The organism is Candidatus Binatia bacterium (assembly GCA_036563615.1).
In the GTDB taxonomy this organism is placed as follows: Bacteria; Desulfobacterota; Binatia; order UBA12015; family UBA12015; genus DATCMB01.
This window is the reverse complement of record DATCMB010000013.1, coordinates 82,491-102,459: the sequence shown is the minus strand read 5'-3', so window position 1 is coordinate 102,459 and position 19,969 is coordinate 82,491. Positions and strand designations below refer to the sequence as shown.

The 19,969-nt window shown below is 71.2% G+C and carries 17 protein-coding genes; 6 read left to right on the top strand and 11 right to left on the bottom strand.

What is annotated here, in order from left to right; genetic code table 11:
* The first annotated feature begins 24 nt into the window (after nt 1–24).
* Entirely contained in the window at nt 25–480 is a 456-nt protein-coding gene (locus VIS07_10130) for a MaoC family dehydratase N-terminal domain-containing protein (protein ID HEY8515857.1), read from the top strand.
* Nucleotides 481–482: 2 nt separating this feature from the next.
* Nucleotides 483–899 (top strand): MaoC/PaaZ C-terminal domain-containing protein, encoded by a 417-nt coding sequence (locus tag VIS07_10125; protein HEY8515856.1) that lies wholly within the window; start codon nt 483–485, stop codon nt 897–899.
* Nucleotides 900–937: 38 nt separating this feature from the next.
* On the opposite strand, the gene VIS07_10120 is transcribed toward VIS07_10125, so the two are convergent.
* The 6 genes from VIS07_10120 to VIS07_10095 form a co-directional block, all read right to left on the bottom strand.
* Nucleotides 938–1,726, bottom strand: coding sequence for an alpha/beta hydrolase (locus VIS07_10120; GenBank protein ID HEY8515855.1), 789 nt, complete (start codon nt 1,724–1,726; stop codon nt 938–940).
* A 39-nt stretch (nt 1,727–1,765) separates the two neighbouring features.
* Nucleotides 1,766–2,347: a hypothetical protein gene (locus tag VIS07_10115; GenBank protein ID HEY8515854.1), complete on the bottom strand. Its 582-nt coding sequence runs from the start codon at nt 2,345–2,347 to the stop codon at nt 1,766–1,768.
* The gene (locus tag VIS07_10110) at nt 2,344–2,991 is read right to left on the bottom strand and encodes a PqiC family protein (GenBank protein ID HEY8515853.1); all 648 of its coding nucleotides are present in this window, start codon (nt 2,989–2,991) and stop codon (nt 2,344–2,346) included. Before VIS07_10110 ends, VIS07_10115 begins: the two co-directional genes overlap by 4 nt.
* A gap of 14 nt (nt 2,992–3,005) precedes the next feature.
* Complete coding sequence (locus tag VIS07_10105; protein HEY8515852.1) at nt 3,006–3,920, bottom strand: MlaD family protein; 915 nt, start codon at nt 3,918–3,920, stop codon at nt 3,006–3,008.
* Nucleotides 3,917–4,663: an ATP-binding cassette domain-containing protein gene (locus tag VIS07_10100; protein ID HEY8515851.1), complete on the bottom strand. Its 747-nt coding sequence runs from the start codon at nt 4,661–4,663 to the stop codon at nt 3,917–3,919. The genes VIS07_10105 and VIS07_10100 overlap by 4 nt, the downstream gene beginning before the upstream one ends.
* An 80-nt stretch (nt 4,664–4,743) precedes the next feature.
* Complete coding sequence (locus VIS07_10095; GenBank protein HEY8515850.1) at nt 4,744–5,901, bottom strand: ABC transporter permease; 1,158 nt, start codon at nt 5,899–5,901, stop codon at nt 4,744–4,746.
* A gap of 121 nt (nt 5,902–6,022) precedes the next feature.
* On the opposite strand from VIS07_10095, the gene VIS07_10090 reads away from it, so the two are divergent.
* The gene (locus tag VIS07_10090; GenBank protein ID HEY8515849.1) at nt 6,023–7,078 is read left to right on the top strand and encodes a formylglycine-generating enzyme family protein; all 1,056 of its coding nucleotides are present in this window, start codon (nt 6,023–6,025) and stop codon (nt 7,076–7,078) included.
* Nucleotides 7,079–7,179: 101 nt separating this feature from the next.
* Here VIS07_10090 and VIS07_10085 read toward each other — a convergent pair whose 3' ends face one another.
* The 4 genes from VIS07_10085 to VIS07_10070 all read right to left on the bottom strand — a co-directional run bounded on the left by VIS07_10085 (nt 7,180) and on the right by VIS07_10070 (nt 13,090).
* Nucleotides 7,180–10,062, bottom strand: a complete 2,883-nt coding sequence (locus tag VIS07_10085; GenBank protein ID HEY8515848.1) for an AsmA-like C-terminal region-containing protein — start codon at nt 10,060–10,062, stop codon at nt 7,180–7,182.
* An 18-nt stretch (nt 10,063–10,080) separates the two neighbouring features.
* Nucleotides 10,081–10,533 (bottom strand): hypothetical protein, encoded by a 453-nt coding sequence (locus VIS07_10080; GenBank protein ID HEY8515847.1) that lies wholly within the window; start codon nt 10,531–10,533, stop codon nt 10,081–10,083.
* A gap of 110 nt (nt 10,534–10,643) precedes the next feature.
* Nucleotides 10,644–12,542, bottom strand: coding sequence for a carboxylesterase family protein (locus VIS07_10075; GenBank protein ID HEY8515846.1), 1,899 nt, complete (start codon nt 12,540–12,542; stop codon nt 10,644–10,646).
* Nucleotides 12,543–12,553: 11 nt separating this feature from the next.
* Complete coding sequence (locus VIS07_10070; protein ID HEY8515845.1) at nt 12,554–13,090, bottom strand: VOC family protein; 537 nt, start codon at nt 13,088–13,090, stop codon at nt 12,554–12,556.
* Between the two features lie 259 nt (nt 13,091–13,349).
* Between VIS07_10070 and VIS07_10065 the strand changes: the two genes are divergently transcribed.
* Nucleotides 13,350–15,104 (top strand): phosphoenolpyruvate carboxykinase (GTP), encoded by a 1,755-nt coding sequence (locus VIS07_10065; GenBank protein ID HEY8515844.1) that lies wholly within the window; start codon nt 13,350–13,352, stop codon nt 15,102–15,104.
* A gap of 80 nt (nt 15,105–15,184) precedes the next feature.
* Here the strand turns inward: VIS07_10065 and VIS07_10060 are convergent, their stop codons facing one another.
* A complete protein-coding gene (locus tag VIS07_10060; GenBank protein ID HEY8515843.1) occupies nt 15,185–16,552 on the bottom strand; it encodes an ATP-dependent 6-phosphofructokinase in 1,368 nt (455 codons plus the stop codon).
* Nucleotides 16,553–16,638: 86 nt separating this feature from the next.
* Between VIS07_10060 and VIS07_10055 the strand changes: the two genes are divergently transcribed.
* A complete protein-coding gene (locus tag VIS07_10055) occupies nt 16,639–18,147 on the top strand; it encodes a glycosyltransferase family 39 protein (protein HEY8515842.1) in 1,509 nt (502 codons plus the stop codon).
* Nucleotides 18,148–18,631: 484 nt separating this feature from the next.
* Complete coding sequence (locus VIS07_10050) at nt 18,632–19,756, top strand: YCF48-related protein (GenBank protein ID HEY8515841.1); 1,125 nt, start codon at nt 18,632–18,634, stop codon at nt 19,754–19,756.
* Nucleotides 19,757–19,969: the final 213 nt, after the last annotated feature.

Here is a 19,969-nt window from a genome sequence, read left to right as displayed (position 1 = left end):
GATCCCAAAAAGGAGCAGCACAGCATGGCCGAGAATCCGAACCAGGCCCTCGTCGGCAAGGAGGGCCCGCCCTCGACGATCCACGTCGACAAGTCGCGCATCCGTCAGTTCGCGCGCGCGATCGGCTTGACCGACCCCGCCTACTTCGACGAGGCGGAGGCGAAGAAGCGCGGCTACCCGAGCCTGATCGCGCCGCCCACGCTGCCGATCGCGCTCAGCCAGGACGCCGAGCCGGGCGGCGGCGGCGGACCGCAGATCAAGTGGGACGTGCGCAAGCTGCTGCACGAGGGCACGGAGATCGTCTACGACCGGCCGATTTTCGCGGGCGACGTGCTCACGATGAAGAGCCAGCTCAAGTCGATCGGCACGCGCGAGGGCAAGTCCGGCGTGCGCACGATCTACACCATCGAGCAGGCGTTCTACGATCAGCAGGGCAATCGCGTGTGCGCGCTCCTGCTTCGCACCTCGGAGGGACAGTGACCATGGCGGCGCCGAAGTTCGAAGACGTCAAGGTGGGCGATGCGCTGCCGACGTACGTGCACGAGAAGGTGACGCGCACCGACCTCGTCAAGTACGCGGGCGCGTCCGGCGACTACAACCCGATGCACCACGACGAGACGCTCGCCAAGGCCGTCGGGCTACCGTCGGTGTTCGCGCACGGCATGTTCTCCATGGGCCTGCTGTCGAACGTGCTCGTCAACTGGGCGGGACCGGGGAGCGTCAAGCGCTTCGACGTGCAGTTCCGCGCCATCACCTGGCCCGACGACAAGATCACCTGCACCGGCAAGGTGACCGGCAAGCGCGAGGAGAACGGGCAGAAGCTCGTCGACGTCGAGCTGCAGTGCGAGACCAAGCCCGGCACGCGCACGATCATCGGCAGCGCGACGCTCGCGCTGTGATCTTCACCGAGCGGTGAACGCTCGGCGCGCGACGGTGCTCAGCGCACCACCGCGCGCAATCCCGGTACGACCGACCAGCCGCGCGGCTCGAAGGGACGCCACGTTCCCTTCGGCTGCGCGAGCCGGTCGGCGACCACCAGCAGCGCCGCGGGGTGATGGCCCATGCCGCAGTGGCTGGCCATCACCTCGACGTTCTCGCGCTGCTCGCCCGGCTGCTCGAGGCAGCTCCGCCACGCGACGATGCCGTCCGTGCGGCTGAAGATCGACGTCGTCGGCACGGGCAGCGGCTCGCGCAGCCGCTCGGCGATCGCGGCGATGTGCGGCGTCGGCAGCGGTCCGAGCCCGAACGCCGCGAGGCGTCCGACCGTGGTCGCCGACACGTCGCGGAACGGGCTCGCGAGCGTGACCACCTGACGGACGGCGTCGGGGAAGGTGCGCGCGAGCTCGCGCGCGAAGATCCCGCCGAGGCTCCAGCCGACGAGCGAGATGCGCTCGCCGTGGCGCTCGCGGATCTCGAGGAAGCGGCGCCCGAGGGCCTGGAGGATCTCCGGCGACGGACCCAGGTTCCGCCCGCAGCGCCAGCCGTGCACGTGGTAGCCGCGGTCGCGGAGGAACCAGCGCAGCACGCGCGTCGAGACGTCGTCCGACAGGTAGCCGGGCAGCACCAGCACCGGGTGGCCGTCGCCGGTGGGCGCGCTGCGCAGCGCCGGCAGCGCGGGCACGAGCCCGACGAGCTCGAGCCAGGCGCGGACCTCGAAGGGCAGGAGCGCGAGCGGCGGCGGAGGGATCGGTGAGCTCAGGGAGGAGGTCGCGGAGGCGGTGGTCATCGCTTCCCTTCTGACATCAGAGCCCGCCGGCGGGAAAGCTCAAAACGCGACCTGGCAGGCGGCGACGACGCAGTCGAGCCCCGCGGGACGCGGCGTGCCGAGCTTCGCCTTGCAGCTCGCGCAGTCGACGCCGGTGCGCACGTCGATCGCGCGTCCCGCGATGATGCGCCCGGTCGCGGTGGTGCCGCAGACGTCGGCCGTGCCGCCGTTCATGCGCGCGACCCGCGCGCAGCGCACGAGGCGGCCGGCGAGCGCCACGTCGCACTCCTCGCAGGAGTCGACGCGCGCGGTGCGCACGGTCGGGCAGGGCAGCACCGGGTTCGGTCCGCACACCCGGACGTTGCCCTCGATCGGCCGCGTGCGGCCGCAGCTCGAGCTCTGCGCGTCGCTCGGCTCGCGCGCCGTCGACGTCACGCGGACGTCCGTGCGCCGCTTGCCCGCGCGCGCCGCGTGGGCGACGCAGGCGAGGTAGTGGTCGTTGTCGCGCCAGCGTCCGCCGACCGCGGGACCGGAGCACGGGCAGGACGTCGCGAGCAGGTCGACGGCGGCGCTCGGCGAGGCGACGGCGAGCGCCAGCGCGGTCCCGACGAGCGCGAGGAGACGCCGCGTCGCCACGCTCATCGTCCGCGTCCCCCGCGTCGCGGCGTCGTCGGAATCGCCGACGCGATCTCCGTCGCGAGATCGCCGAGCGCCTCGCCGAGCGCCGTGACCGCGGCCGCCGTGCCGCCGCCGCTGATCGGCCGCGTGATCCACGCGTCGCGCGCCGCGACCACGTCGTCCCCCGCGAGCACCTGCCAGCGCGCCACGAGCTCCACGGTGCCGGCGTCGGTCGGCTCGAAGCGCGTCAGGTCGACGCGCACGCGGTAGTCCGGGCGGAACGAGCCGAGCCAGGGAAAGGTCGCCACCGCGGCGCCGCCGAGCCGCGCGGAGAGGTCCTGCGCGAGCACGGCGCGCACGTTCTCCGCGAGCGGCTCGCCCCACTGCTCGTTCTGCGCGAGGCGCAGCTCGTTCGGCGCGACGCGGGTGACGATCTCGCGCCGGTCGAGGTAGCCCGGCAGCGTCACCGGACCGAGGCCGACCGCGAGGCCGCTTCGCAGGGAGCTGCTCGCGCCACCGGCGCCACTCGGTGACGCCGTCAGCACGAAGTACTGGACCGGCACGTTGCGCGGCGTGAACAGCGAGCAGGCGGGCAGCGCGCTCAGCGCCACGCAGCACAACGCGACGCGGAGACGAGCACGGGAGGAGAAGAGGGCGTTCGGTGGCATGCGGGCCTCCTCGTTCACTCGCGGCCGAAGATCAGCTGCGTCGGGTCGCGGTCGAGCGAGTCGCTGAGCGCGCGCACCGAGCGCGCGGCGAGCGACAGCTCGTGCAGCGTGCGCGACAGCTCGTAGGCGAGCGGCGACTCCGGCTCGATCGTCGTGCGGATCTGGGCGACCGCCGCGTCGATGTTCTGCAGCGCGAGGCGCGCGCTCTTCGCGAGGTCCTGCAGGTCGTTCGCGAGCGGATCGATCTGACCGTCGAGACGATCGGTGAGCTGCTGCACGCTCTTGAGCGTCTCGTTGAGCTGGCGCGTGACGTCCTGCGTGGCGCGGTCGGCGACCAGATCGCGCAGCCCCGCCATCGTCTGGCTGATCGAGTCGAACAGCCCCTGCCAGTCGAGCGCCTCGAGCTTCTTGAAGATGTCCTGCGCGGTCTGCGCGACCTGCTCGACGCGCGACGGCACGGTCGGGATCTGCGGGTACTCGCTCTTGGTCTCGTCGAGGTGCGCGGGCGGCGCGTTGGGCTCGTAGTCGAGCGAGACGTAGAGCAGGCCCGTGAGCAGGCTCTGCGACGCGAGCTTCGCGCGCAGCCCGTGCTTGACCGCTTCCTGGATCTCCGGCGGCGTGAAGCCGGCGTCGGTGCCGCCGAGGCTCTCGATGCGCGACTCGTCGAGGCCGATCACCACCGCGATCTGCGGCTCCTGATCGGCGCTCACCGCGAGCTTGATCTGCTCCACCTGGCCGACCTGCACGCCCTTGAACTTGACGGGCGCGCCCACCGTCAGGCCGTCGACCGAGTCGTTGAAGTAGAGCACGAAGCGGTAGATGGTGCTGAACCACGTCGCCGAGCCGACGATCACGATGGCGGCCACCACGAGCGCCAGCGCGCCGACGACGAACGCTCCGATCAGCGTCGGACTCACTCGTTTCTTCACCGCGACACCTCGTTCGCGAAATGCGGTGGCAGATCACCGCCACGCGTCAAGAAGCGTTTGACCTTGTCGTCGGTCGTGCTCTCCGCGAGCTCGCGCGGGTTGCCGCGCGCGGTCATCGTCTTGCGATCGGCGTCGAGGAAGATCGCGTCGTCGCCGATCGCGAAGATGCTCGCGAGCTCGTGCGTCACCACGACCACCGTGGCGCCGAGGCTGTCGCGCAGCGCCAGGATGAGATCGTCGAGCAGCTTCGAGCTGATCGGGTCGAGGCCCGCCGACGGCTCGTCAAAGAACAAAATCTCCGGATCGAGCGCGATCGCGCGGGCGAGCCCGGCGCGCTTGCGCATGCCGCCGCTGATCTGCGACGGGTAGAAGTCCTCGAAGCCGCGCAGGCCGACGAGCGCGAGCTTCAGGTGCGCGACCTCGCGGATCTCGCGCGGCGAGAGGTCGGTGTACTCGCCGAGCGGCAGCGCGACGTTCTCGGCGAGCGTCATCGAGCTCCACAGCGCGCCCTGCTGGTACAGGACGCCCATGCGCCGCAGCATGCGCTCGCGCTCTTCGGGGTCGGCGCGGGTGAAGCTCTTGCCGCCGTAGAGCACCTCGCCCTTGGCGGGCTCGTGCAGCCCGATCATGTGCCGCATCAAGCTGCTCTTGCCCGAGCCCGAGTCGCCCATGATGACGAAGACGTCGCCGCGGCGGACTTTGAAATTGATGTCGCGCATGACGACGTAGTCGCCGTAGGCCATCGTCAGGTCGCGCACCTCGATCGCGACGTCGTCGTCGCGCTGCGGGTGCCGTGCGTCGCCGTTCGCGCCCGCCACGGTGCTCAAATGCCCAGGACGTCGAAGATCACGGTGAACACCGCGTCCGCGACGATGATCGAGACGATGCCGGAGACCACCGCGGACGTCGCGGCGTCGCCGACCGCCGACGAGCTGCCCGCCGACTGCATGCCGCGCAAGCAGCCGAAGAGCGCGACCAGCGCGCCGAAGAAGACGCTCATCACCACGCCCGGGACGCAGTCGAGCAGATCGATCGCCGCGACCGTCTCGTTCCAGTACTGCGTGAACGACATGCCGAGCATGGTGACGCCGATGGTGAGGCCGCCGATGATGCCGAACACGTCGGCATAGACGCAGAGCAGCGGCATCATGATGACGAGCGCGAGAAAGCGCGGCAGCACCAGGAACTCGAGCGGCGGGATGCCCATCGTGCGGAGCGCGTCGATCTCCTCGTTGACCTTCATGCTGCCGAGCTGCGCCGCGAACGCGGCGCCGGTGCGTCCCGCCATGATGATCGCTGCCATCAGCGCGCCCATCTGGCGCACCATGCCGAGCCCGACCAGGTCGGCGACGTAGATCTGCGCGCCGAACTGCTCGAGCTGCACCGCGCCGACGAAGGCGAGGATCACGCCGACGAGGAAGCTGATCAGGGTCACGATCGGCAGCGCGCGCGGTCCGCAGTCGGTCAGGAACTCGCCGAGGTCGCGCGGGCGGAAGCTCGCGCGTCCGGTGAAGAGCCGTCCGAGCGCGACCGTGAGCTCGCCGACGAAGCGCACGATCTCGCCGGCGCGCCCGAGGTGGTCGAGCGTGCCCTCGCCGAGACGCGCGAGCGTCGGCTCCTTGGCCTTGTCCTTGTCGTCGGTGGTGCGCGACGGCACCGCGCGCGCGAGCTCGACCAGGCGCACGACGCCCTTGGGCAAGCCCGAGGTGTCGACCGTCACGTCGCGCTCGGCGCAGACGTCGAGCACACGGTCGAGGAAGGTGAGGAGGCCCGAGTCCCAGGCGGTGAGGCCCTCGGTGTCGAAGCGCACGGCTTTGGGCGCCGCCGTGCCGCGCAGCGCGCTCGTCACCGCGTCCGGCGACGGCAGATCCGGCGCGAGCCGCCAGGCGCCCGCGAAGCGGATCTCCAGCGCGCCGTCCGCCTGCCGAACGACGTCCGCCGTGGCGGGCTCGTGCGCTTGCACCTTGCTGCTGCTCGTCACCGTCCCTCGCATCGCCCCCGCCGGTCCCGTCTTTGTATGGACGCGATCGTGCGGCGCTACAAGCGGCGCGTCCGCTGCGGGGCGGGTTGTGCGGCGGCGAAGCGCTGGCTAAGCGCGCCCCATGCTCGCCCGCATGGTCGCGTCGCTGCTCGTCGCGGGCTCGCTCGCCGTCGTCGCCTGCGCGGCATCCGCGGCCGAGCCGACCGCCACGCCGCCGACGCCAACGCCGGCGAGCGCGGCTCCGCCGGGCGACGCGCCGCCGGGGATGGTCTGGATCCCGCCCGGGACCTTCACCATGGGCAGCGAGGAGCCGATGATGGCCGACGCGCGCCCGCTCCACCGCGTCTACGTCGACGGCTTCTGGATGGACCGCACGGAGGTGACGAACGAGCAGTTCCGCGCCTTCGTCGACGCGACCGGCTACGTGACCGTCGCCGAGCGCCCGCCGCGCCCCGAGGACTTCCCCGGCGTGCCGGCGGAGGTGCTCGTGCCCGGGTCGATCGTGTTCACGCCGCCGGAGGGCGAGGTGTCGCTGCGCGACCATCTGCGCTGGTGGCGCTACGTCCCCGGCGCGAGCTGGAAGCATCCGGAGGGTCCGTCGAGCAGCATCGCCGGGCGCGAGCAGCATCCGGTCGTGCACGTCGCCTACGAGGACGCCGTGGCGTACTGCACCTGGGCCGGCAAGCGTCTGCCGACCGAGGCCGAGTTCGAGCGCGCCGCGCGCGGCGGCCTCGAGGGCAAGCGCTACGCCTGGGGCGACGAGATGAAGCCCGGCGGCAAGGCGCAGGCGAACACCTTCCAGGGCAAGTTCCCGACCTCGGACAGCGGCGAGGACGGCTACCGCGGCACCGCGCCGGTCGCGTCGTACCCGCCGAACGGCTTCGGCGTGTACGACCTCGCGGGCAACGTCTGGGAGTGGTGCTCGGACTGGTACCGGCCGGACACCTACGCGAAGCGCGCCGGCAGCGGTCCCGACGGCGTCGTGCGCAACCCGCAGGGGCCGCCGGACAGCTTCGACCCGCAGGAGCCGGGCGTCCCGAAGCGGGTGCAGCGCGGCGGGTCGTTCCTGTGCAGCGACCAGTACTGCACGCGCTACGTGCCCGGCGGGCGCGGCAAGGGCGCGATCGACACCGGCACGTCGCACGTCGGCTTCCGCTGCGTGAAGAGCGCGTCGTGACGATGTACTCGCGCGCGCGTCACACCGCGCGCGTTCGGCGCTGAGTCCGGGCGGCGCATCCGTCGTCGGTGCGGCCGTCGCCGGCTCGCGGCGGCGCGGCGCTACCAGCCGCTCGGCATCTTGCGCATGAACTTCCGCAGCACGCCCGGCGCGAGCGAGTTGAGCGGCTGCACCGAGACCTTCGGATCCTGGAGCGTGCCGTTCACCGTGAAGTCGATCGCGATCAGCCCTTCACCCTCCTGACCGCGGAACAGACCGCCGATGATCGGGATCTTGCCGGGCAGCGCGTTGAGCCCGTAGAGCGGCGGCACCAGCGTGCCGTTCATCGCGACGCGGTTGCGCGGTCCGTCGATCGTGCCGTCCAGCAAGAGGCGCAGCGACGGACCGGTCGCCACGCCGTCCTTGAACGTCACCGCGCCCGAGTCGTACGCGATCCCCGACGTCAAGCTATCGAACGGGATGCCGCGGTCCTCGAGCGCGTCGACGATGCCCGGGAGCGAGGCGAGGGTCAGGAGCCGCGCGAGCGTCGGCGACTCGGTGAGCGTGAACGAGCGCACGGCGAGGTCCGCGTCGATCTTCCAGCCGTGCGCGAGCTTCTCGAGGTTGCCGGTGAACAGCAGCTTGCCGCCCGACGTGCGCGTCTCCGGCAGCAGCACCTGCAGCAGCGTGCTCGCGTCCTCCGACGTCAAGCGAAAATGATTGCCGACGTGCGCGGGCTCGAGCGACAGGCTGAAGTCGGGACGCTCCGCGCCCTGCGTCGCGGCGGGCAGCTCGCCGCTCATCTCGAGGCGCGCGAGGTGTCCGCCGTTGAGCGTCGCCGAGCCCGCCGCGCTGGCGCCGCCGGCCTCGAGCTGGAACGAGCGCACCGAGACGATCGATCCGTTCGCGACGATCAGCGTCGCCTGCGCCGTGCCGGGCGCCCCGGGCGGCTTGTCGAGGCGCAGCGCCGGCGCCGCGAGCGTCGTGTCACGCAGGTCCGCGACGAGCCGCGCGGTGCCCTTGCCGTCGTGCTGCTGCTCGACGTGCACGGTGACCGCCATCGGCCCGCTCACCCAGGGGCGCAGGTCGAAGCCGAGCGCCGCGCGGCCTTCGGTGCCGACGTCGCTCGTCACGTCGACCGTGCGCGTCACGCCGCCGAGCTCCGAGCCGAGGAGCTCCTTCCACTCGACCCGGCACGACACGCCCGCGAGCGCGGCCGTCCCCGACACGGTGAGCCGCTCGTTCGCGACCGCGAGCTGCAGGACGCCGTCGCTCAGCGACCATTCTCCGACCACGTGCGGCAGCGCGACGTCGCGGAGCTGCGCGTCGACGATCGCGCCGAGGTCGCGCGGTACGGGCGCGCCGTCGAGCGGGAAGGCGAGGCGCACTCGTCCGCTGACCGTGCCGCCTGCGTCGCGCGGCGCGATGCCGATCTCGCGCGCGTAGCCGAGCGGCTCGTGGTCGACGAGCGCCAGCGCGTCGCGCAGCGTGCCGCGCGCGCTCGCGTCGATCGCGATCCGCGGCACGCTCGAGCCGATGCCGGTGATCTCGACCTTCGCATCCGGCACCACGAGGCCCGCGACGCGCGCGCGCCCGACGCGGAAGCTCCAACCGTTGGCGGAGAACAGCGCCGTGCCGGAGACGTCGGTCGCGACCGGCATGGTGTCGACGTAGCGCACCGCGAGGCCGTCGTACGTCAGGCGACCCTCGAGACCGCGCAGCGTGAAGCTCGGCGCGTCGCCGAGCGCGACCTCCGCCTGCAGCGCGACGCGCGCGTCGCTGACCTTGCCGGACGTGATGTTGCTCGTGATCCACTCGCGCGCGTCGGTCGCGGCGTCGGCCGGCCACCACGACGCGAGCTCGTCGACCGGAAACTGCATCACGGTCGCCTGCAGCGTGAGCGCGCCGCCCGACGCGGCGGCCGTCCAATCGCCGGAGGCGCGCACGACGGGCACGCCGAGGTCGACCTCGAGCTGGCGCAGCGTCGCCGTCGAGGTCGCGACGTCGAACGAGCCGCCGACCGCCAGACGCTCGATCGGGACGACGCGCGAGAGCGGCGCGGGCAGCTCGAGCTCGCCCGCAGCGCCGGTGACGTCGACGTCGGCGTGGTGCACGTCGGTGCCGGCGAGCACCAGCGTCAAGGACCCTTCGAGCGGGACGTGCACCGCCGAGGCGGCGTCGATCAGCGCCGCGGCGAGCGAGTCCGTCTCGGGCACGAGCGCGCTCGTCGCCTGCACGAGCGCAGCCGGCTGGACGTCGCGAAACGACAGCACGACGTGCCCCGGCTCCTCGCCGGTCGCGCGCGCGAGCTGCATCCGCACGGGAATGCGTTGGTCGCCGACCGCGAGCTCGGCGGCGAGCGCGACCTCGAGCCGCTCGTGCTTGCGCTGCACGTCGATCGTCAGGACCTCGGCGCTGCTCGCGAAGCCGCTCGCGAGATCGGTGAAGTCGAGGCGTCCGTCGCGCACGACGATCGTGCGCAGCCAGGTCGCGGCGGGCGCGTCGCCCGCGTCGTCGTCGTCGCCGGCGAGCAGCCGCTGCACGACGGACGTGCCGTCGTCGCGGCTCGCGTCCGCGTCGCGCCCGAGGCCGAGCCCGATGCTGCCGTCGGGCTCGCGCAGCAGCCGCAGCTGCGGTCCGACGATCTCGAGCTCGCTCGGCGCGAGCTCGCCGTGCAGCAGCGCCGGGACGCTGAGCTCGATGGCGAGCTCGGGGAAGCTCGCGACCGGCGCGCCATCGCGGCCGCGGAACACGACGTCGCGCACGGTGAGGTCGACGTCGTGCCAGCGCTCGGTCCACACGAGCTCGGTCGCGCCGATCGTGACGCGGAAGGAGCCGTCCGCGGGCTCGAGCGCCTCGATCACCCACGGGGTCGCGAAGTCGAGCGAGATCGGCCCGCGCGCGAGGCGCCAGAGCAGCGCCAGCGCGAGCAACACGACCAGCGTCGTCAAGGCGAGGAGCGCGCGGAAGATGCGTCGCACGAAGCGACCGCGGGCTGGCGTCATCAGCGCGCTGCGCGAAGCCTAGTCGGTACCGAACAGACGCTGGCCGAGCGACGGCGTCGGCGTCGGGCCGGTGATCGGCTCGCTGCGCTCGACGTTCGTGACCAGGATCCGCTGCGGCCCGAACGCGGTGTAGCCGATGATCTTGAGGAGCTGGTTCGGCTGCGCGGTCGAGATCTTCTCGAGCACGTCCTGGTCGCCGTTGAAGATGAAGTTCGGGTGGATCGGCTGCACCGCGGCGAGAACGTCGGGACCCGAGACCTCGCCCGCCGAGAGGACGATCAGGTTCGTCAATGCAAACTTACGATTGGGAGGGCGCTCGATCCAGACGTCGAGCATCGCCCACGGCTTCACCTGCTCCTCGGACGCGTCGATGTAGCCCTCGATCTTGACCTGCACGGGCTCGCGGATGATCCGCCCGGCGGTGAGCAGCGGGAGCGTCGCGACGAGCACGAGCAGGGCTGCGGCGCGCACGCTGCGCAACGTCCGGTCCGAACGATGTCCCGTCGTCTGGCGTCGCATCGCGCTGCCCCGAGTACCACAAGCGCGCAGCGGGGACACGCGTCGGCGCACGTGCGACGCGCTCAGGCGTCGTCCCAGGGGTATGCGTCGAGCGGGAAGGAAGCGCAGGAGCCGCCCGCGACCTTCCAGTAGTCCTCGGCCGTGAAGTGCCACGACTGGACCAGGGTGCGGTAGAGCGCGCAGCGCTCCTTGCGGCTCGGAAGCCGCGGGTCCTGCTCGACGTCGGCGAGGATCTTCTCGCGTGTCTCGACGATCTCCTCCATGCGGACGCCGCCGTCCGCAGGCGTGTCGAAGACCATCGTCTGCTTGCCGCGCCACGGCAGCCACTGCGGGTGCTGGCCGCCGCCGGTGCCCGGGTTGCCGGTGCGCGCGAACTCTGCCCAGTACGCCATCATCGCGTCGGCGAGCTGCTCGCGGCCGGCGAGGTTGTCGTCGGTGAAGATCATGTTGCCGGCGCGGCCGAGATCGAAGTGGCCGAACACGAAGGGGATCTCGAACGCGTGCGCCGCGCCGAGCATCTTCGAGAGATCGGCGCCGAGCACGGTCGGCTCCTCGTCCCAGTCGAAGCGGTAGACGTAGGCTTCCGCACCGCCGGCGCGGCGTAGCGCGCTCGCCGGCTCGTCGGCGCCGGCCGCCTTCCACATGCGAGCGAGGTACTCGGCGTGCGTCAAGTACATCTTCTCGTCGACGAAGCGCGGCAGGATCCACAGCCGGTAGGTGATCCACTCCGGGCTCGCGAACATGAACAGCTTGTTCTCGTCGCGGTTCGTGCCGGCCATCAGCGGGACGTCCGCGTGCGCGCCGGGACGCGCGAGGCTCGCGAGCGGCTCTGTGGGCAGCACTGCGCCGTCGGCGAACAGGCGCGGCAGGTTGATCATCCCCGAGTCGCCCTGCGGCTCGTACGCCGTCAGGATGTCGTACGCGCTCTTGCCGCGCAGGTAGCTCGCGACGTCCTGCTCGCTCATCGCGGCGAGCCGCGCCTTCGCGGCGGCGCGGTCGGCGGCCGTGCCGTCGCGCTGCAGCAGGCGCAGCAGGATCTCGTTCGAGCTCTGCGGGTGACCCTCGCCGGCCGGATCGTCGGCGAAGCGCTCGGCGACGTCGGCCGACGTCGTGGCGGTGCCGCCGCTCTGCGCGATCGCGCGGTGGAAGAGCCCGCGCGCCTGCGGCGCGAGGACCAGCGCGTAGACGTTCCTGGCGCCCGCGGACTCGCCGAAGATCGTCACGTTGTTCGGGTCGCCGCCGAACGCCGAGATGTTGTCGCGCACCCACTCGAGGGCGCGAATCTGGTCGAGCGTGGCGAAGTTGCCCGAGCGCTCGGCGTCGTCGGAGGCGTCGGCGCGCAGCGCGGGGTGGCGCATCCAGCCGAACGGCCCGAGCCGGTACTGGATCGCGACCACGACGACGTTCTCCTCGGCCGCGAGCCGGCCGCCCTCGTAAAACGATGCAGTGCCGATCGTGTTGCCGCCGCCGTGGATCCACACCATCACGGGAAGCCGGTCGGCGCCGGTCGGCACCTGGCCTGCGGGGAAGCGCGGCGTCCACACGTTGAGCGTCAAGCAATCTTCCTGGCCGGCGGGCGTGTTCGGCTTAGCGTCGGTGACGCCGCCGAAGACGCTCGCGTACTGAACGCAGGGCGGACCCGAGACCAGCGTCTCGCGCGTGCCGTTCCACGGCTCGGGCGGCTCGGGCGCGCGCCAGCGCAGGTGGCCGATCGGCGCTTCCGCGAACGGGATGCCGAGCCACGCGTACGAGCCGTAGCGGCCCTCGCCGCCGACGACGTCGCCGCTCGTGGTCGTGCGCTTGGTCGCGGGGTCGGCCTTCTCGATCGCAAAGGGCTGCGACTTCCGCGCGCACGCGGCGACCGTCAGCAGCGCGAGCAGGGCGAGCGCGGTCGTCGCGAGCGTCGTCGTCGGCGGACGCGGCGCACGCGCGCCGGACGTCGGGCGCCCGGGCCAGCTCATCTCGGCCGGGCCTACGCGGCGACGCTGGTCTTGCGCAGCGGCGGGTGGAACTTCTGCGACTTCGGCTGCTCGAGCGGCGGCGCCGGGTCGGTCAACAGACGATGCGCTTCGCGGATCTCGTCCTCGGTGAAGGCGCGCGTCGTGCAGCAGAACTCGACCATGATGCCGTTCGGGTCGGTCGCGTAGATCGACGTGCACCACTCGTGGTCGACCTCGAGGACGCCGATGCCGTTCTCCTGCCAGCGACGGCGGATCGCGGCGAGCTCGTCGAGCGACTTCGCCTCCCAGGCCAGGTGGTTGACCCACACCGGCAGACCGAGGCTCTGCGCGTGGTCGGTCTTGAAGCTGCGCCCGATCTTCGGGTCGTGCAGGTCCCAGAAGGCGATCATCTCGCCGCGGCCGGTGTCGTAGAAGACGTGCTTCGCCCAGCCGCCGCCGGGGGTCGGGCCGACGACCACCTTCTTCAGCTCGAAGCCCATGACGCGCGTGTAGAAGTCGTGCGTCGCCGCGAGGTCCCTGGTGCCGAGCGCCACGTGATGGAAGGGCATCGTCGTCCTCCGTGTCCGAGCTTTGGAGAGTTACGCCCATCGTTCGGGGGACTCAAGGACGAACGCCGCGCGGGCTTTCTTCGTACGTGCTGCGGTTTGCCATGGCGGGCGGTGCGCGGCGTGCGGTCCGATGCGCGTTTCCTCGTCCGGGGTTGTCGCTCCGGGACGACGCGTCTATGCAGTTCACGAAAGCCTCTTTCGCAAACCCGTCCCCGGCTGCTAGTAGTGAAAGATCGGCTTTCTTTTCCGCGATGGAGATATCATGCAGCCTAATGCGCACGTGAAGAAGTGGGTCGACGAGATGGCCGAGCTGTGCCGGCCGGATCGGATCGTCTGGTGCGACGGCTCCGAGGAAGAGCGCGAGCGGCTCACCGCCGAGGCGGTCAAGACCGGCGTGCTGATCCCGCTCAACCAGGAGAAGCTGCCCGGCTGCTACTTGCACCGCAGCGACCCCAACGACGTCGCGCGCACCGAGCACCTCACCTTCATCTGCACGCCCAACGAGGAGGACGCGGGCCCGACCAACAACTGGATGTCGCCCGCCGACGCCGATCAGCGCGTGCTGCCGCTGTTCAAGGGCGCGATGAAGGGCCGCACGATGTACGTCGTGCCCTTCCTGATGGGCCCGGTCGGCTCGAAGTTCTCGAAGGTCGGCGTCGAGATCACCGACAGCATCTACGTCGTCCTCAACATGCGGATCATGACCCGCATGGGGAACGTCGCGCTCGAGCACCTCGGCGACTCCGACGACTTCACGCGCTGCCTGCACTCGCTCGGCGACCTGTCGCCGGACCGCCGCTACATCTGCCACTTCCCCGAGCGCAACGAGATCTGGAGCGTGGGTTCGGGCTACGGCGGCAACGCGCTGCTCGGCAAGAAGTGCCTCGCGCTACGCATCGCGAGCACGCTCGGCCGCAAGGAGGGCTGGCTCGCCGAGCACATGCTGATCGTCGGCATCACCACGCCGGAAGGAAAGACGCACTACGTGACCGGCGCCTTCCCGAGCGCCTGCGGCAAGACCAACCTCGCGATGCTCGTGCCGCCGGCGTCGATGAAGGGCTGGGAGGTGCGCACGGTCGGTGACGACATCGCCTGGCTGCGTCCCGGCGCCGACGGTCGTCTGTACGCGATCAATCCGGAGGCGGGTTTCTTCGGCGTCGCCCCGGGCACCAGCAGCAAGACCAACCCGAACGCGATGGCGACCATCCAGCGCAACACGATCTTCACCAACGTTGCGCTGAAGCCGGACGGCACCGTGTGGTGGGAGGGCCACGACGATCCGCCCGTCGAGGGCATGCTCGACTGGCAGGGACGTCCGTGGGATCCGAAGAGCGGCGAGAAGGCTGCGCACCCGAACAGCCGCTTCACCGCGCCCGCGGCGCAGTGTCCGTCGATCTCGCCCGAGTGGGAGAACCCGAACGGCGTGCCGGTGAGCGCGATCCTGTTCGGCGCGCGTCGTCAGCGTCGCGTGCCGCTCGTCTTCGAGGCCGAGAACTGGCAGCACGGCACGTTCCTCGGCGCGACGCTGTCGTCGGAGACGACGGCCGCCGCGACCGGCAAGGTCGGCGTCCTGCGCCGCGACTCGATGGCCATGCAGCCGTTCTGCGGCTACAACATGGGCGACTACTTCCGGCACTGGCTCGAGGTCGGAAAGAAGCTCACCAACCCGCCGCGCATCTTCCGCGTCAACTGGTTCCGCACCGACGCCAACGGCAAGTTCCTGTGGCCGGGCTTCGGCGACAACCTGCGCGTCGTGAAGTGGGTGCTCGAGCGCTGCGAGGGCCGCGGCAAGGCGCGCAAGACGGCGATCGGCTGGGTGCCGACGCCCGACGCGCTCGACCTGCACGGTCTCGACCTCGACGAGAAGGACCTCAACGAGCTGCTCGACGTCGATCCGCGCGAGTGGCACGAGGCGGTCGAGCTGCAGCGCGACTACTTCGAGAAGTTCGGCTCGCACACCCCCGAGGGGATCTGGCAGGAGCACCGCGAGCTCGCGAAGCGGATCGCGGCGTGAGCCGCATCACGCCGTGAGCAGCGTCACGGCGTGAGCGACGTCGGGGCGTGAGCTGCACGCGGCGAGCGGGCGATCCCCGCTCAGACCGCGTGCAGGTACGCCCGCTGCCCCGTCGCCTCGAGCACGCGCTGCCACTCCTCGCCCGCGGGGTCGAGGTAGCGGCGCTCGGCGACCACGAGCGGGATCGGCACGTTCGCGAAGCGGTTGCTCCAGGCGCAGACCACCATGTTGGTCCGCCCGGCGAGCGCCGCGTGCACCGCGTGCTGTCCGAGCGTCAAGCAGAACTGCGCGTCCATCGGGTTCGCCGGCAGGCTGCGGATGTAATAGGTCGGGTCGAAGTAGCGGATCGTCACCGGCTTGCTGCGCGCAGCGAACCAGCGGGTGATCGCGTCGCGCAGGAAGACGCCGATGTCGGCGAGCTTGACGTTGCCCGACGCGTCGTACTGCACGGGCTTGCCGGCGGACGCGAGGTCCTGACCGGTGCCCTCCGCCACCACCACCACCGCGTGGTGACGCTCGTCGAGCCGCCGCTCGAGCGCGGGCAGGAAGCCGCCCTCGCCCTCGAGCACGAGCGGCACCTCGGGCACGAGGCAGAAGTTGACGTCGCTGTTCGCGAGCGTCGCGTGCGCGGCGATGAAGCCCGAGTGCCGACCCATCAGCTTGACGAGCCCCACACCGTTCCACGCCGCGCGCGCCTCGACGTGCGCCGCCTGGATGATCGAGCGCGCGGCCTCGACCGCGGTCGAGAAGCCGAACGTGCGCCACGTCCACTGGAGATCGTTGTCGATCGTCTTCGGCACGCCGACCACCGCGATCTTGCGTCCGCGGCGCGCGATCTCCTGATGGATCGCCTGCGCGCCGCGCAGACCGCCGTCGCCGCCGAGCACGAACAGCGCGCCGACGCCGAGCCGCTCGAGGGTGTCGACCATGCCGCCGACGTCCTGCGGACCGCGTGAGGAGCCGAGCAGCGTGCCGCCCTGCTCGTGCAGCGTGTCGACGACGCGCGGCGTGAGCTCGATCGGCTCGTACGGGCTGTTCGCCGCGAGTCCGGCGAAGCCGTAGCGGAAGCCGAGAATTTGCTTGACGCCGTACGCGTAGGTCGCGCTCAGCACGATCGCGCGCACGACGTTGTTGAGCCCCGGGCAGAGGCCGCCGCACGTCACGACCCCGCAGACGAGCTCCTTGGGATCGAACGCGATGCGCTCGCGCGGGCCGGCGGGCTCGAAGCTCGGCGGCTCCGCGCCGGACCGGAGGAACGGCTCGAGCTCGAGGCGCGTCTGGCAGAGCAGCACGCGGTCTGCGTCGTCGACGAAGGGCTCGCCGCGCGGCGGGATCGGCGAGGGGTATTCGCAGGGCCCGACGGTCGCGACCGTGAGCTCCTCGGCCGTCGGCCAGTCGGTGCGGCGTCTGCTGCTGCCGCGATCGTCTGCGTCTGCTTGCGTTGCCACGCTGCGAAGGATCTTAGAGGCCCCGGCGTGGAACGTAAACACGGCCTTCGCTACGTTCGCCGACTCCGACGCGACGGGAGGAAGCGATGACGTTGGACCAGGTGCAGGCGCGTCCCGCGTCGGACGCGACGGCGCTCGCGAGTACGCGCGCGCCGGCCCGCGCGTGGTGGCACGTGCCGGCGCTGGCGGGGATCGCGCTGCTGCTGTTCACGCCGTGGTCCGGCGACCGTCCGCTGCACGGCGACGCCGCGATGTACGCCGCGATCGCGAAGACCGTCGCGCAGACCGGTGAGCTCACGCACCTGAGCTTCAACGGGCTGCCCTACCTGAACAAGCCGCCGCTCTTCTTCTGGCTCACGGCCGGCGTGTTCGAGCTGGTCGGCTTCAGCACCGTGTCGGCGCAGCTCGCCTCGGGTCTGCTCGGCGTGCTGAACGCGCTGCTGCTGCTCGCGATCTGCCGACGCATGGGCTTCGACCCCGCGGCGGCCTTCGCCGCCGGGCTCGCGTACGTGACTACGCCCGAGGTCGTGCACTGGACGCGCGGCGTGCACCTCGAGAGCTTGCTGACGTTCTGGCTGCTGCTCGGCGTGTACGCGGCGTACCTCTCGCTGTCGCGCCCCGACGCGATCTTGCTGCTCGGCATCGCGGCCGCGGGCGGCTGGATGTCGAAGGGACCGCAGGGGCTGTTCGCGGTCGCGATCGCGCCGATTCTGTGGTGGCGCGACGGTCTGCTCCTGGCGCGACTTCGCTCGCGCTGGATCCCGGTCGCGGCGCTCGTGTTCGTCGTGACGGTCGGCCCGTGGACCTGGGCGCGCATCACCGAGGGAACGGGCTACGCCGAGGTCTACTTCCGCGGCCAGATCGGCGGCGTGCTGGTCGACTCGCCCGACGTCCGTCGCCGGCCGCTCTGGTACTTCGTCAAGCTGCTCGAGTCGTACTGGCCGTGGCTGCCGTTCGCGCTCGCTGGCATCGTGACGCTCGTGCGGCGCTGGGCGGAGGATCCGGCGGCGCGCGCCTGGCTCTCGTACGGCGCGCTGGTGATGGCCGTCACCACGGCCGCGTCGGTGCGGCGTCCGCGCTACCTGGCGCCGCTCTACCCGATGCTCGCGGTGGCGGCCGGCGTGACGCTCGGTCGGATCGCGCGCAGCCGCCCGCGGCTGCTCGCGCAGCTCTCGGCGGTCGCCGCCGTCGCGGCGATCGTGGTGGCAATGGTCGCGCGCGAGAAGTCCACCGAGGAGTCGAACCGGATGCGCGCCGAGGCGGTCGAGGTGGCGAGCGCGCTGCCCGAGAACGCCGAGGTGTGGATCGCGTCCGACGTGCCGCAGGAGGGCATGCCGGGCATCACCAAGGTGCTCGGCTTCTACGCGAAGCCGCTGCTCTGCGCCTGCGGCGGGCGTTGTCCGGTGCGTGGGGACGCGCGCGTCGGCTTGCGGGTGATCACGCTCGCGCAGTCGGCGGACGAGCTCGCGCGCGCGACGGGCTCGTCGATCGAGATGCGCAACCGCACGCTCGCGGTGCTGCGTCCGCCGCTGGGGTCGCGCGATCGGTTGCGGGCGGAGGTCTGCGCGCTCGAGCCGGTGATGCTGCCGTGGTGAGCGCGCGGCGGCGGTGCGGGCTGCGTGTGCGCAGCGGCCCGGGCTCGTGTGCCGCCGTTTAGGACCGTCGCTGCGGCTCGTGTGACGGTGTGCGCGGCGCGCCGGATCGGACCGACGCCGCAACGTTGGTGCCGGTGGGCGCTCCGCTTGCTGCGGTGGCGCGGCGTTCGTGGTGACCGCACGGTTACGCGCGCGTGCCGCTTTGGAGGTGGCCGCTGCGCGCTGACGTCGGCGCGACGCGCAGGCGATGGAGATGGGAAATGAGTCGTGCGTGCTGGTGAGCGCGCTAGAGCGGCCGCTGTCGCATGGGATGTGAGCGGTCGCATCGCTGCGCTGATGGAGGCGGTCGCTGCGTAATTTTCCGCGTTGACACGTCGAGCTGGCGGGACGTATCTCAGCACGGTCAGCTCGGAACTCGCTCGAACCGCCTCTCGCGTTGCGATTGTCGCGTGCGCTCAGCGACCGGGCTCCGAAGTGCACCGCCATGCATGCAGCGCTCATCCGTTACGGTCTCATCGTGCTCGTCGTCGGAGTTTTCGCTTGTGGCGATCGCAACGGCGCTCCGACGCTTCCTGGCGATCCGCCGAGCTCCCCGGTCCCGACGGTCACGCCGACACCGACGAACGTCCGTGCGGTCGCCGTGGGCGGCTACCACGGAAGAGACGGGCAGAGCGGAGCCATCGTGGAGTCGAGCGATGGCGGCCTCACGTGGAACCTGCTCTTGGACAACGACCTTCAGCTGTGGAGCGTCGACTTCGTGTCGCCGCAGACTGGATGGGCGGTCGGGTGGTCGTCGCTCAGGATCACGACCGACGGCGGCGGGAGCTGGAACTCGCAGAACGACAACATCGCGAACGACGGCTACCTGTCGGATCTGTACGCCGTTCGGTTCCGTAGCTCGACGGAAGGAATCGCCGTCGGCGCGTGGGGGGACAACTCGCTCAATCACGGGCCCATCATCTTGGTCACGGCGGACGCCGGACAGTTCTGGAACGTGGGGCTGATCCTTCCCTCGGACAATCCGGCGCTCGCGAACGGCACCTTGTGGGATGCTTGCTTCCTGGAAGACGGGACCGCGATTGCCGTGGGCAACGGGACGAGAGGCGCGATCGTCCTCCTGAGCGTCGACGGTGGCGAAACCTGGCACGACATCACGGACAGGTTCGAACGAGCGCCCAAGGGGAATGGGGTCGCCTGCGTCGGCGACTCGCTGATCTGGATCGTCGGTGAGGAGGGCGAGCTGTTCCACTCGAAGGACGCCGGCGGCACCTGGATCGATCTCTCCGCCAACCTTCCACCCTTGTCGGGAGCGTTGCGCTCCGTCTCGTTCCGCAATGCGAACGAAGGCATCGCAGGCGGAGATGGCCCTGTCCTGCTCGAGACGAGCGACGGCGGCCAGACCTGGACGCAAGTCGAGCTGCCGCCGACCAACTCGGGCAAGATCTGGGGCGTCAAGTACGGCCCGAGCGGTGCACTGGCCGTGGGCGAGGAGCGCGACGACAACGACCGGCAAACCCACCTCGTCCTCGTACCTGGCCCCCAAGGCTGGCAGAAAGCATCCGTGCCGCAGGACGTGAGTCTCTTGACGGACGTCACCTTCGTGCCCTGACGCCGCGCAAGGCGCCCACCGGCAGCGACGCTCGCGCGTCGCGTCAGCACGAAGGTCTCGCGTGCCGGCTTCGACATGCGGCAACGGCGCGACGCAATCGCGAGCGCCCTCCGTCGCGTCTTCAAGCACGGCGCAATGTCGACGCGATATATCGAGCGGACCCCACCCCGACGCCCGCCCCGCGCCCAGCGCACGCCGCACGGACACGCAGCG

Excerpts from the sequence above, each read along its gene's own strand:
- VIS07_10130 (HEY8515857.1), top strand. The coding sequence starts at position 25 with ATGGCCGAGAATCCGAACCAGGCCCTCGTCGGCAAGGAGGGCCCGCCC.
- VIS07_10125 (HEY8515856.1), top strand. The coding sequence starts at position 483 with ATGGCGGCGCCGAAGTTCGAAGACGTCAAGGTGGGCGATGCGCTGCCG.
- VIS07_10120 (HEY8515855.1), bottom strand. The coding sequence starts at position 1,726 with ATGACCACCGCCTCCGCGACCTCCTCCCTGAGCTCACCGATCCCTCCG.
- VIS07_10115 (HEY8515854.1), bottom strand. The coding sequence starts at position 2,347 with ATGAGCGTGGCGACGCGGCGTCTCCTCGCGCTCGTCGGGACCGCGCTG.
- VIS07_10110 (HEY8515853.1), bottom strand. The coding sequence starts at position 2,991 with ATGCCACCGAACGCCCTCTTCTCCTCCCGTGCTCGTCTCCGCGTCGCG.
- VIS07_10100 (HEY8515851.1), bottom strand. The coding sequence starts at position 4,663 with ATGGCCTACGGCGACTACGTCGTCATGCGCGACATCAATTTCAAAGTC.
- VIS07_10090 (HEY8515849.1), top strand. The coding sequence starts at position 6,023 with ATGCTCGCCCGCATGGTCGCGTCGCTGCTCGTCGCGGGCTCGCTCGCC.
- VIS07_10085 (HEY8515848.1), bottom strand. The coding sequence starts at position 10,062 with ATGACGCCAGCCCGCGGTCGCTTCGTGCGACGCATCTTCCGCGCGCTC.
- VIS07_10075 (HEY8515846.1), bottom strand. The coding sequence starts at position 12,542 with ATGAGCTGGCCCGGGCGCCCGACGTCCGGCGCGCGTGCGCCGCGTCCG.
- VIS07_10070 (HEY8515845.1), bottom strand. The coding sequence starts at position 13,090 with ATGCCCTTCCATCACGTGGCGCTCGGCACCAGGGACCTCGCGGCGACG.
- VIS07_10055 (HEY8515842.1), top strand. The coding sequence starts at position 16,639 with ATGACGTTGGACCAGGTGCAGGCGCGTCCCGCGTCGGACGCGACGGCG.
- VIS07_10050 (HEY8515841.1), top strand. The coding sequence starts at position 18,632 with ATGCATGCAGCGCTCATCCGTTACGGTCTCATCGTGCTCGTCGTCGGA.